Annotated in this window: 10 protein-coding genes; 8 read left to right on the top strand and 2 right to left on the bottom strand. The window is 56.4% G+C overall.

The genetic code is table 11. From position 1 onward, the window contains the following. Positions 1-294: 294 nt before the first annotated feature. The 5 genes from B2R17_RS02700 to B2R17_RS02680 all read left to right on the top strand — a co-directional run bounded on the left by B2R17_RS02700 (position 295) and on the right by B2R17_RS02680 (position 7,651). Complete coding sequence (locus B2R17_RS02700) at positions 295-2,826, top strand: DUF1592 domain-containing protein (protein ID WP_286762740.1); 2,532 nt, start codon at positions 295-297, stop codon at positions 2,824-2,826. Next, the gene (locus B2R17_RS02695; protein ID WP_286762739.1) at positions 2,823-4,154 is read left to right on the top strand and encodes a DUF1552 domain-containing protein; all 1,332 of its coding nucleotides are present in this window, start codon (positions 2,823-2,825) and stop codon (positions 4,152-4,154) included. Before B2R17_RS02700 ends, B2R17_RS02695 begins: the two co-directional genes overlap by 4 nt. Further along, positions 4,151-5,221, top strand: coding sequence for a formylglycine-generating enzyme family protein (locus tag B2R17_RS02690; RefSeq protein ID WP_286762738.1), 1,071 nt, complete (start codon positions 4,151-4,153; stop codon positions 5,219-5,221). Before B2R17_RS02695 ends, B2R17_RS02690 begins: the two co-directional genes overlap by 4 nt. A 68-nt stretch (positions 5,222-5,289) precedes the next feature. Beyond that, complete coding sequence (locus B2R17_RS02685; protein ID WP_008661755.1) at positions 5,290-5,949, top strand: ECF-type sigma factor; 660 nt, start codon at positions 5,290-5,292, stop codon at positions 5,947-5,949. Next, positions 5,936-7,651, top strand: coding sequence for a serine/threonine-protein kinase (locus B2R17_RS02680; protein ID WP_339888382.1), 1,716 nt, complete (start codon positions 5,936-5,938; stop codon positions 7,649-7,651). The genes B2R17_RS02685 and B2R17_RS02680 overlap by 14 nt, the downstream gene beginning before the upstream one ends. Before the next feature lie 41 nt (positions 7,652-7,692). Here B2R17_RS02680 and B2R17_RS02675 read toward each other — a convergent pair whose 3' ends face one another. Further along, a complete protein-coding gene (locus B2R17_RS02675) occupies positions 7,693-8,427 on the bottom strand; it encodes an SDR family oxidoreductase (RefSeq protein WP_286762736.1) in 735 nt (244 codons plus the stop codon). A 30-nt stretch (positions 8,428-8,457) separates the two neighbouring features. On the opposite strand from B2R17_RS02675, the gene B2R17_RS02670 reads away from it, so the two are divergent. Then, entirely contained in the window at positions 8,458-9,921 is a 1,464-nt protein-coding gene (locus B2R17_RS02670; RefSeq protein ID WP_286762735.1) for a sulfatase-like hydrolase/transferase, read from the top strand. 64 nt (positions 9,922-9,985) lie between these two features. Here B2R17_RS02670 and B2R17_RS02665 read toward each other — a convergent pair whose 3' ends face one another. Further along, entirely contained in the window at positions 9,986-11,194 is a 1,209-nt protein-coding gene (locus B2R17_RS02665) for a lactonase family protein (protein ID WP_339888363.1), read from the bottom strand. 239 nt (positions 11,195-11,433) lie between these two features. Here B2R17_RS02665 and B2R17_RS02660 point away from each other — a divergent pair, with 239 nt between their 5' ends. Further along, positions 11,434-11,625, top strand: coding sequence for a hypothetical protein (locus B2R17_RS02660; protein ID WP_007331653.1), 192 nt, complete (start codon positions 11,434-11,436; stop codon positions 11,623-11,625). A gap of 4 nt (positions 11,626-11,629) precedes the next feature. Next, positions 11,630-12,976: a Trk system potassium transporter TrkA gene (trkA, locus tag B2R17_RS02655; protein ID WP_008667991.1), complete on the top strand. Its 1,347-nt coding sequence runs from the start codon at positions 11,630-11,632 to the stop codon at positions 12,974-12,976. Positions 12,977-12,978 lie beyond the last annotated feature (2 nt).

The following is a 12,978-nucleotide window of genomic DNA, read 5'->3' as shown; positions in this document are numbered from 1 at the left end:
AAACGAGGCAAAGCGTTTGCGTTGTTGACGATGTACGGTCTGTTTGTCGTCTACATCCTGGCCCACGAAAACGATGTCGAATGGGTCCACCAGATCTCGGACCAGCTGCAAACGTTCCTGAAAATGCTGCCAGCGATCGGCACTATTCTTTAGCCCGCTCAGTCCAAACCTTCTCAAAACCTGAATCGTCAACTCACTTGTTGTAGACTGATTGGCCGTGTTTTTTCGCCCGCGTTTCCCAAAAGGAAACGTGGCTGCGAGACGGAATGAATCACCAACAGAGAGTCGCTCGAGTTGACCACTTGGAAGTCACGTTCGTTCATCTTCGCGGCGGCATGGATCGTCGCCGCGCAAATCTTCGCGAGTGAGCCAGTCTTCGCCGAAGTCCCGGCCGACGTGTTCGCGTCGCTAAAAAAGCACTGCGCTGAGTGCCACGGTTCCGAATCAGCGGAAGCAAACCTGAGGATTGATCAACTGACCGGCGATCTCACCGATCGCGAAAACGCGTTGAAATGGATCGAAATCCGAAACGCGATCAACCTGGGCGAGATGCCTCCTGATGGCGAACCGCCACTTCCGGTCGACATCATCTCGCAAACCTCCGAGTGGGTCTCAGGCGAGTTGCGAGAGCTGGAACGCTCGCAAAGCCGATCGGACAAACAAGTTCGGCTGCGCCGATTGAACCGGCATGAGTACACACACACCGTTTCCGACTTGCTGTCGATGAAGTTCCCGACCGGTGAAAGTCCACTCGACACTTTACCGCCCGATGGCACCGCAGAAGGATTCGACAAAGTCAGCACTGCCTTGATGGTCGACCCTTCACTGATGACTCACTACTACCGCGTCGCACGCCGGATCGCGGATCGGGCGATTGTGGATGGTCCACCGGAATACCCGACTGAAACGATGCGGTTGGAATTCGAGGAGATCGCCGACAGCCACGCGATTGGATATCTCGTCACACGTCGGGGAATGAATCCGGTCCCAGGTGGCTTGCAACTGATCGAAGGCAGCACGCGGTCTTTCGGGATGCTTCGTTACCCGGGTCGCAAGGACAACAACGTCGCACCAACCAACGGTTTCTATCGGTTCACCATCCGTGCCGGAGGTGCCCCGGGCATCGACGGGGAAGTGCCGCGAATTCGTTTGAAACACAGCCATCCCGATGACTCCATGCAAACGATCATGGAGTACGACGTGACGGCACCTTGGGACTCTCCCGCCGATACCACCGTGACAATTCCGCGAGACACCCTGGGCGGTGAACTCAGCATCGAAATCCTGAACGACACCAAGCTTTCGATGGGCCAACGTCCTGGCGAAAACTTCATGAGACGAATCAATGAAGTGGGTGAAGCCGGCGACTTCGCCGAATCGCTGCGTCTGGCCGGTCGCAAGGTCGCCGAAGGCTGGGGCGGAGAACGTTCGACACCCGATCCTGAAAAACTCGACCTGACAAAATTCCCGCGAGTCTTCTTGGATCATTTGGAAGTCGAAGGTCCCTTGTACGATCAATGGCCGCCGAAGAGCCACACCACCGTCTTGTTCCGCGGCGAAGCAGGAACCGATGACCTGGCATACGCACGTGAGATCCTCTTGCGACTCTTGCCGATCGCGTGGCGGCGTCCGATCGACGAACGCGAGATTGAACCGATCCTTGGAGTCATCCATTCGGAACTCGAAAACGGTGAAACATTCCACGAGGCCATTCGCGTTGGATTGGCCGCCACACTGACGTCGCCAAATTTCCTCTACCTTGCAGAAGGAAATGGAAACGACGCAGACAACTCCGTGCTGACCAACCACGAAATCGCGTCGCGAATGTCGTATTTCCTGTGGTCTTCCATGCCGGACCAGGAACTCTTTCGCGCGGCCAAAGACGGCAAACTGACCGATCCCAAACAACGCAAACGGCAAGTCGAACGGATGCTGGCGGATCCCAAAATGGATCGGTTCGTCGACAGCTTCGCTCGACAGTGGCTGCAGACCGACACCTTCCTGACCTTCACACCCGACCGATCCTTGTATCGGGAATACGACGAAAAACTAGCGGAAGCCTTTGTTCGCGAACCGCTCGAATTCTTTCGTGAGATTTTACGCAGCAACCGAAGCGTGTTGAACTTTCTTGACTCGGACTTTGTGGTCATCAACGATCGGCTCGCTCGACACTATGGCATCGATGATGTCAGCGGCGAGGAGTTTCGTAAAGTTGATTTGCCACCGGATTCCGTGCGTGGTGGGTTGCTGGCGATGGCAGGTGTGCACCAAGCTGGATCGGACGGCACTCGCACCAAACCGGTTTCGCGAGCGGTCTATGTTCGGGAAGTCTTGTTCAACAACCCGCCGGATCCACCGCCACCCAACGCGGGCGAAGTCGAACCCAACATCCAAGGCCAACGCCTGACCGTCCGAGAACGCTTGCTGCAGCACCAACAAATCGAAGCCTGCGCGGCCTGCCATCGCTCGCTCGATCCTTATGGGCTGGCGTTGGAAAACTTCAACGTCGTCGGGCAATGGCGTGAAAAACAAGACGGCGAAAATTTTCGCGGTCGCAATCTGCCTGTGATCGACGCCAGCGGCCGACTCCCCAACGGCAACGAATTCGCAGGCTTTGATGATTTCCGGGAGTTGCTGCTGCAACAAAGCGATCGCTTCCGCCGAGCCTTGGCGGAAAAGGTGTTTGTCTACGCATTTGGCCGCCCCGTCGGACCTGAAGATGACGCAACCCTGAATCGCGTCGTCACCGACATGAAAGCGGAAGGCGACACCTTCCGAGCACTGATTCAATCCATTGTCACCAGCCAGGCATTTGTGTCCCGATGAGCAAACCGTCATACAAACCACGACTCAAGACGCTCAACCGCCGGATGCTTCTGCGTGGGGCCAGCACCTGTTTGGCGTTGCCTTGGTTGGAAGCGATGTTGCCGCGAACGGCCTCCGCCGCGGAATCCACCAGGGCCGTCCCACGGATGGGCATGTTCTACTTTGGCACGGGCATGAACATGCGGCAGTTCTACCCGGAAGGCTATGGGCAAGACGCGAAAATGTCTCGCATCTTGAAGCCACTGGAAAAGCAACGCGATCAGTTCACGGTTCTGTCGGGAACCTCGCTCAGTCACGGTGGCGGTCACGACGGTGCCTACCCGTTTGCGACCTCGATCGCTCGCGGCGAAAAACAAACGATCTCGCCCGATCAATTGGCCGCCGAAGTGCAAGGCAAACACACTCGGTTCCCGTCATTGCAGTTGTCAGTCAAACGCGGTACCGGCTTTGGCTCGCAAGCTCTGGCGACCATTTCATGGAATCGACAGGGCATCCCATTGGCCGCCGAGAATGATCCGCAGACCATTTTCAACCAACTCTTTCGCCCGCCCAACTCCCAACAACTCGTCAAACAAAGTGACGAATTCCGACAACGCGGCAGTGTGCTCGATGCGGTGTTGTCGGATGCGAAACAATTGCAAACACGACTCAGCCAATCCGATCGTCAACAACTGGACCAATACTTCCATTCCATTCGCGAAGTCGAAACGACGCTGCGACGCGAAATGGACTGGTCCGATCGTCCCAAACCGTCCCCCAACCTCGATGGGTTTGGTGATTACGAAAAAGCCGTCGCGCCGGAGGGCAATGGGAAGTTCGTCTACGACACGTACGCGAAATTGATGTACGACCTGATCGCACTGGCGTTTCAAACAGATTCCACGCGTGTGGTCAGCTACGTCGTTCGAACTGAATTGGCCGGTGGCGTGTACCCGGAATTTGGTGTTTCCAAGGGCTATCACGAACTGACGCACCACGGCAACGACCCAAAGAACCTGGAAGAACTTGCCCGGGTCGACACGATCTACATGCAACACTGGAGTCACTTCCTGAACCGCTTGGCGTACGTTCGCGAAGGGGAGGGCACCTTGCTGGACAACACGTTGCTTGGGTTCTCCAGCGGCATGGGAATCGGCCACAGCAAGGACATCTTGCCGACGATGATTTCCGGCGGCAGCGGGCTCGGCATCCGCCACCAAACGCACCTTCAACTCAAAGACAACACGCCGCTTTCTTCACTGTGGCAAACCATGGTTGAACGGATGGGAGTGAACGTGGACGGTGAGTTCCAGGACAGCACGGGAAGCATCGGGGAACTTCTCGCATGATTCAACTGTGTACCAATCGCCTGAGATCGGCTCTCGTGTTGGCAGTGTTTTTGACGCTGCCAAGCCGAGCGGATGAACCGACTCGGCAAACGCAGACCAATTCGATCGGCATGCAGTTCGTTGCAATCGAACCAGGTGAATACCGACGAGGTTTTGACAAATCGAACCAGCGTGATCGCAAATTTGCATTGGCTCATGCCTTCAGCAATCCTCAAGAATTCCGTTTTGATTCGCCAGCGCATTTGGTGGTGCTCACAAAACCGTTTGAGCTTCAAACCACGGAAGTCACGGTCGCTCAGTTCCGTGCCTTTATCGAAGCCACCGGGTATCGAACCGACGCCGAAAAGAACGGTGGAGCCTTGGGATGCTTTCCAGAGGAAAAGGACTACGTCGACCGCTTTCGAAAGTCCTCCGATGTGACTTGGAGAACTCCCGGCTTTGAACAATCCGATGATCATCCCGTCGTCGCCGTCAGTTGGAATGACGCGGTGAAGTTCTGTCAGTGGCTCTCGGAACAGGAAACCGCGACGTATCGCCTGCCGACCGAAGCCGAATGGGAATACGCCTGCCGTGCTGGTCAATCAACATGGTATTCCTGGGGGAGTGCCCCGGACGATGCCTACGTTCATGCCAACGTTGCCGATGGTGCACTCGAGGCTGTTCAGCCAAACACAACCCGCTATCAGCGGGCGATCAAACTGGAGGCGAACGACGGCGACGGTGTGGTCTTCACCGCCCGGACCGCTCGCTTCCATCCCAACCCATGGGGTCTGCATGACATGCACGGCAACGTTTGGGAATGGTGCCAAGATCGCTGGTCAGCCGATCTCTATCGAAACTACCTGAATGACGTCCCCTGGCCGGAACGATCAAAGTTCACCGTGACCGATCCGGTGATGCTGGAGGAAACACCACAACATGCTTGCGGGGATTGGCGGAGCATGCGAGGCGGAGCTTGGACCTGCGCTCCGGCCTCCGTACGATGTTCGATCCGCACGTTTGCTGAAGCAGCCGACGCGACGATCTACACGGGGTTCCGAGTGGTCCGGGAACCGGGAACGAACTGAAAAATCGGGACGAACGCCGCCAACGATTGAAAGCGACATCGTCGTGGTGTTGTCACGGGTGCCGCGCAATGCCACAGTTGTCTTCCATGTCGGAACCTCAAAATGTCAGCCACTGGATCGACCAAGTCAAAGACGGTGATTCCATTGCCGCCAACCAGATTTGGCAGCACTACTATGACCGCTTGGTCGGATCGGTCCGAAACAAACTCTTTGGCCAAAACCGAGCCGTTTCAGATGAAGAGGACATCGTCCTGAGCGTCTTCGACAGTTTCTACTCGGCGGCTCAAAAGGGCCGTTTTCCGGATCTTTCCGACCGAGACGATCTGTGGCGTTTATTGTTGAAGATGTCGGCTCGCAAAGTGGTGGACAAACGTCGCCGTGATCAACGTCAACGTCGCGGCGGCAACGTGCAGCTCCATTCCCTCGACAAACGCGATGACGACCGAACTTTCATCGAAGCCATCGGCGACGAGCCTTCACCCGAGATGGTTTTGATGATGGAAGAATCGGTCGAGCAATTTTTTTCGCATTTGGGTGTCGGGCAGTTGAGAGATTTAGCGGGTGCCAAGTTAGAAGGGTATTCCAACGCGGAACTCGCCACACGATTTGGATGCTCTGAACGGACGATCGAGCGTCGTCTGCACCTCATCCGTGAAAAATGTCAACAGGAACTGTTCGATGAGCATTCGCCAGAAAAAACTACCGATCGCGACCTTGGAACGAATTGATGACCTTTGCGCCGAGTTCGAACGCAAATGGCAATCCGACCAATCCCCCTCGATCGAATCGGCTCTGACGGAGGACATTTCACCCGAGGAGCGAGACGTTTTGTTGGCTGAATTGGTCGTTTTGGATGTCGACTATCGCCGGCGACGATCCGAGAACCCAACCGAACAAGACTACCTGGATCGCTTTCCCAATAGCGTCTCCGTCATCCGCGACGCGTTCCGCGGGAGCGACCAACCCAAACGAGCCTTCATCCCACCGTCGGTCGAACAACTGGGCGAGCAATTCCCCAATTTGAAGATCACCGAACTACTCGGCGCGGGCGGAATGGGTGCGGTCTACAAAGCTCGCCAAGAAGGCCTGGATCGTGTCGTTGCCCTTAAAATCCTGCCCGAAGAATTCGGACACGATGTCAAGTTCGCATTGCGGTTCACTCGTGAAGCTCGCACGCTCGCGAAATTGAACCATCCAAATATTGTCTCAGTCTATGAGTTCGGACACGTCGACGACACGTACTATTTCTTGATGGAATACGTCGACGGATCCACGCTGCGGGATGTCGTCGCGGCAGGCCAACTCGCTCCCGATCATGCACTCGCGATCGTGCCGCATCTTTGCGACGCGCTTCAGTACGCTCATGACAACGGCGTCATTCACCGCGACATCAAACCAGAAAACATCCTGATGGCGATCGATGGCTCGGTGAAGATCGCCGACTTCGGACTTTCGCGACTTCTCGGCGATCAAGACCAAACATCGGCGCTCACGGGCACCCACCAGATCATGGGCACGCCGCGGTACATGGCACCTGAACAACTCGAAGGTGCACGCGGTGTCGACCATCGTGCTGACATTTATTCACTCGGCGTCGTCTTCTACGAGATGCTGACCGGTGAACTTCCGATCGGTCGCTTCGCGGCCCCATCGCAAAAGGTCGAGATCGATGTTCGATTGGATGATGTTGTTCTGCGAACGCTCGAGAAAGAACCTCGCAGACGCTATCAACGAGCCAGCCAAATCAAATCGGACGTGCAATCCATTGCCTCAGGTGACCGTGCCGCGCTCGCTCCAACCCAGATCGTCGACTCAGCTTCTCAACGAGACCGCGTTCCTTCCTCCGTCGGAATTCAAGAGCAAGAACTCGCGGGCCGATTGCTCCTGACACGTCGCCAACTCATGGAGCGGGTCAAATCGGCGTTGCGACCTTTGGGTGTCGGCCAGGTGCTTCAAATTTTGATCGGAGTCGCTCTCATCGCATTGGGTGCCTACTGTTGGGCCCCCAACACGCACGTGCCACATCGATTGGTCAGCGGCGTGATCGTGCACGTCTACGGGTTGTTCTTGATCATTTCGGCGGCCAACGTCTTGGTTCGAATCAAACGCATCGACACGTCCCAACCGATCACCGAAATTCGCGAAAAGCTCGACGCGGTCAGGCGTTTTTCTTTGTGGGTCGGCCCCATCATCGGCTTCGCATGGTGGTTGATTTGGATCCCCGTCGTCGTGGCGGCAGGGTTCGATCAGGTCCTGCGCCCCAACTCACTTTCCCCGTCACTGATTGTGGGCGTGATCGGAATCGCGGTCTCATTTGGGTTGTACGCTATGGCAATGAAATCAGAACGCTGGCGTCAAAAGATCGGCGGCCGAAGTGTCACCAACGCCGAGCGAGAACTCACCGAAATCGAGCAGACCAACATCCGCTGATTTCTAGCTTCTCGTGCTCGTGCTCGCGGCCCCTTCCACTTTCAAACGATTCCCCCGTTGGCCCGTAGCGTCTGACCGTTCACCCAAGCCCCATCCGGGCCGGCCAAAAAGGACACCACGGATGCAATGTCATTCGGCTCTCCCAGTCGTTCCAGCGGCGACATCTTTGTCAGCCGATCGATCAACTCATCCGACTTGTCATCCAGGAAAAGCTTGGTGGCGGTCGGACCGGGTGCGACGGAGTTGACCGTGATCTGCCGTCCTCTCAGTTCGGTTGCCAATACAGCCGACATGGCTTCCACAGCCGCTTTCGTCGCTGAATAAACACCGTAGTTTGGCATCCGCAATCCGATGACGCTGGATGACAGATTGATCACACGACCACCATCGCGCAGTTGACGGGACGCTTCTCGCATCGTGTGAAAACAACCTTTGAGGTTGATATCGACCAGCCGACCAAATTCCTCGTCGGAAGTCTCCGCGATCGTTTGCATTTTCAGAATGCCCGCGTTGTTCACCAGCACGTCCACCCCGCCGAATGACTCCGTCGCGAAATCAAAGAGTCCTTTGACCACGTCTGCGTCACTCACGTCTGCTTGAAACGACTTTGCTTCGCCGCCTGCGTCTGTGATTCGCTGAGTCACCTCGTCAGCCGCCTTGGGACTACTCGAGTAGTTGACCACAACCGCCAAACCATCGCTCGCCAATCGTTCAGCGATCGCCGAACCGATCCCACGCGACCCACCGGTGACGATGGCAACCCGTTTGCTCTTCATTCGAAAACACTCTTTTCCGCTGGTGAATACTTGAACGATTTTCTCAGCAATGACCTTTCACCCAAAAACTACGCCAGCAATCTACACTATCTCTGCAAACCCACCCCGTTTTCATGGCACGCGTTTTTCCTGGTCTATCACTTCATGTTCCGAGCCTCGTTTTTCCTAGTTGTCTTGCTATGCACCTGCTTTTGGTCTCTCGCCGCATCAAGTGCCATTGAGCCAACCAGCGTCACGCCTCAACCAAACATCTTGATGATCTACGCTGATGACCTCGGCTACGAAACGCTGCAGTGTTATGACGGCCTCGATTTCACCACCCCAAAGCTGGATGCCATGGCAGCGGAAGGCGTGCGGTTCAACCGGGCCTACGCGAGCCCCGTCTGCACACCCTCGCGAGTCAGCCTACTGACAGGGCTTTATCCGTTTCGCCATTCGCATCTTGGAGTCCTGCCGGTGCACAAGGGAACACACCAAAAAGTGGACTTCGGCAAGATGCCCACCTTCCCGCAACTGATGCGTGCAAACGGCTACACCACCAGCGTGACCGGCAAATGGCAACTGGCAACACTCGAAGTCTGGCCGAACCACATCCGCAACGCGGGCTTTGATTCTTGGTGTGTCTGGCAGATCTGGCGGGACGGAGAAAAGACGTCACGACATTGGAATCCGACGTTCAACGAGGACGGCCAAATTCGGAAAGACATCCAGAAGCGATTCGGTCCTGATGTGTTGGTCGATTATGTGATTGAGCAAATGGCTGAGGCACAAGCTGCGAACCAACCCTTTTTGATCATCCACAATGAACTGCTTCCGCACGATCCAATCGTCGAAACCCCCGAAGATCGAAGACTGAATCGGCAACCCCGACTCACACACATGGTCGGCTACTTGGACCAATTGGTCGGCCGGTTGCTCGATGCGGTGGAAAGACTTGGAATCCGAGACAACACCTACGTGGTATTCATGGGTGACAATGGCACGCACGAGGTCGACTTTGACAATCCGAAATTCGGACAACCGGGGGAACGGAAACACACTCGTCATACGCGTGCCGGAAACGTTAACGGCGGCAAATTCGAATTGAATGACGCGGGCACTCACGTTCCACTGATCGTCTGGGGACCGCCATCGGTACCCACCGGCCAGGTTTGTGACGACTTGGTGGATGTCGTTGACCTATTCCCCACGTATTGCGAATTGACCAACACCGCAATTCCTGAATCGCTGACCGTCGATGGCCGCAGCATCGTTCCACAGATTCACGGGCAAACCGGTGAACTTCGACCGTGGGTTCACCACGCGATCAGCGGAAAAGGCGAGAGTTTGTTTGACGGTTCATGGCGTGCATTCAGTCAGAAGGATCAACTGTGGGACGCACGCCAACTGCCGGCCGAATCACCAGCAGCGGCAGATGATGAACAGGCCGATTCGGCTCGCGCTCGACTCGAGGAAGCCTTTCGAACGCTCCACCAAAACACCCTCACTGACTGAGGGCCAAATTCCATGACCGACATGAAGCGACTGATCGGTCAACGATAGACGCTCGATTCCCACTCTACTTGCTGAACAGCACGCAGATCGGAGTGGGGACTTGTTGGGTTTGACGTGTGAAGGTCAGTTCGCCAGTGTCCCCGTCGACTTCAAATACCGTGGCGGTGTGGCTGTCTCTGCCCGCAGCAATCAACCAGCGACCGCTGGGATCGAGGTTGAAGTTGCGAGGCCAACCGCCGCGGATGGCTTCGACCTCGACCAGTTCCAATTGCCCCGCCTCATCAACGCGAAAGACGGAGATGCTGTCGTGGCCACGATTGGCGGAGTACACAAATTTGCCTGACGGATGAACGCGAATTTCGGACGAACTCTTGAAACGCTCTTTCGCTTTGGTTTCTTCCGACAGGGCAGGGATGGTTTGTCCGGCGGTCATCGTGCCCGTCTCCGCGTCGTAGTCGAACACGGTGACCGATAGTGTCAGTTCGTTGAGCAAATAGATACGTTTGCCGTCAGGGCTGAACTTCATGTGACGCGGCCCACCACCGGGAATCCCTTCGCCAAAACCATGATGCGTAAGCGATGGACTGTTCGGATCCAGTTTCCAAATCACGACTTTATCCATTCCCAAATCGGGAGTGAACGCGAATCGGTTATCGGGCGACGTGCCGACCCAGTGAGCGTGTGGTGCATTTTGTCGATTGCCAGCCACACCCGACCCTGCCGGTGACAACAGATCGTCATGTTCATGGACCTCCACACGACGCGCGACGGATCCGTCTTCGGCCAATTCGTACAACGTCGTTGAGCCACCGCCGTATTGTGCCGAAAGCAGCACGCTTCCCGTGCGATCGGTCGCCAAGTGTGCGACTCCACCATCGCCGCTCTCGACCGATCCCATTTCAACCAATTTCGCGTCCTTCGATTCAGCTTGCACACGGTAGGCTGTGACGCCGCTTCCGCTGGAGGCATACAGCACGGGCTTGCTCGGGTGCATCGCCAAGAATCCGGGTTGCTGGGCTTTGACCGCCAAGGTCGCCGGACTCAGTTTGCCCGATTTGGTATCGAAGGTGGCGTGGTAGATCCCTTCGCTAACGCCGCCTCGGGGCGTCGTGGTTCCAAACCAAACGTTCAGTGTTTCCGCCATCGCCGGACTCCCTTGCAAAACCGACAAAACGACCATGGCCATCGGGCCAAGTTTCATCCCAAAGTTTGCACGTCTTCTTGTTTGCTGGTTGCCGCTCAATTCGCTGCTCATCTGCGTCTCTCCGATCATGGTTGCAATTCGTGGCTGTCTGGCGGGGAAATCTCGCTGAAGGGGGCATCATACCCCAGCGGGCGTGGAGAAGGAGGGAAGTGGGGCAGGGCCACAGGGCCACAGGAGCACAGGAGCACAGGAGCACAGGAGCACAGGAGCTAGGAGCTAGGAGCTAGGAGCTCTCTCCGCGTGACATTGCCGATCGGCGGTGGTTTGATCTAGGATGCTCGTTCTTCGAACCTTTCCTGGAATCCGCTGTGCTTTCAATATCGCCCACCTATTTGCTGTACTACCTGCCACTGATCATTGCGATCTCATTGGTATTTGGTGCAACACGGCACGAGGATTTGTCGCTGATCCTTCGGCACGCCTTCCACACGGCCCGCTGGATCACCGGTTTCATGGCGGTCGTTTTCGCCCTGGTTCTCTTCTTGGACTGGATGGTCTGAGCCGATGAGGATTCTGACCCTCGGTGGTGGGACGGTTGGACGCTGGATCGCTGACATGCTGTGCAGACGCCGGCACAGCGTCACGCTGATCGACAGCGATCCTGAAATCGTTCGATCAATCAACAGCGAATTGGATGTTCGGGCAATCGAAGGCAATGCCTCCCAGAGCACCGTGCTGTTCTCGGCCGACGTGCTCAGCGCTGACTTGTGCCTCGCCGTTACCGGAGACGACGAAGTCAACATTGTCGCCGCGAGCATGGCGAAAGCATTGGGGGCTCGTCGGGCAATCGCACGCGTTTATGCTCCCGCTTTTCGCGACCTGTCGACGTTTGATTACCAAAGACATTTTCAAATCGACAGTTTGCTTTCGCTCGAACAGCTCTCCGCCTCGGAACTCGCCCGAGCGATTCGCAACCCCGATGCGATCCCGCTCGAACACTTCGCTCGTGGACAACTGCAAGTCTATGAAATGGACGTCGCGGCAGGCTCCGCGGCGGCTGGCAAGAAGCTGATGGAATTGCAGCTTCCGCCCAGCGTTCGCGTCGGCTCGCTCGCACGCGAAGGACGCATGTGGATCGCCAGCGGTGCCGACGAAACTCGTGCCGGTGACCGAGTCAGCTTGGTTGGGATGCCGGACGCTGTGAGCGTTGCACGGCAAATCTTTGGTGGTGAGAAACGACGCCGCAAACAATCCAAGGTCATGATCGCCGGCGGCGGTGAAACCGGTTATCACTTGGCCGGACTGCTTGGCCGGGAAGACTTCCGTACCGTGCTGCTCGAACAAGACGCGAAACGTTGCGAACAACTGTCCAAACTATTGCCAGATGTCACCGTCGTGCATGCCAACGCCAACCGTCGCAGCGTATTGGAAGACGAAGGTGGCGGCACAGTCGACTACTTCGTCGGCTGCACGGGCAACGATGAAAACAACATCATGGCGGGCGTTGAGGCTCGTGAACTGGGCGCGTCACGCGTGATGTGTGTTGTCGGGCGTCCCGATTACGCCAACGTGGTCGGAAAGCTTGGCATCGACTTGGCCGTCAGTGAACGAGACGTCGTCGCTCGCCAAATCCTTGGGTTCCTCAACGAAGGCGCCATCATCAGCCAAAGCAAATTGCCCAACGGTTCCATCGGCGTCTACGAATTGGAAATCCTGGAAGGATCCGCCGTCACGCAGGCGTCGCTGGCGAACCTGCCTTTGGCGGGGCGATGCCTGATCGCAGCGATCCAACGTGACGGATTTGTACGCGTCCCAACCGCCAGCGACGTGCTGGAAGTCAACGACATCATCGTCGCCTTGATCGATTTATCCGATGCCGACGAAGTCCTTTCACTCTTTCACAGCGATTGATT

It is taken from the genome of Rhodopirellula sp. UBA1907, assembly GCF_002337565.1.
GTDB classification, from domain to species: domain Bacteria; phylum Planctomycetota; class Planctomycetia; order Pirellulales; family Pirellulaceae; genus Rhodopirellula; species Rhodopirellula europaea.
Note: the sequence above shows the minus strand (reverse complement) of the source record. Positions and strands in the feature narration are given on the sequence as shown.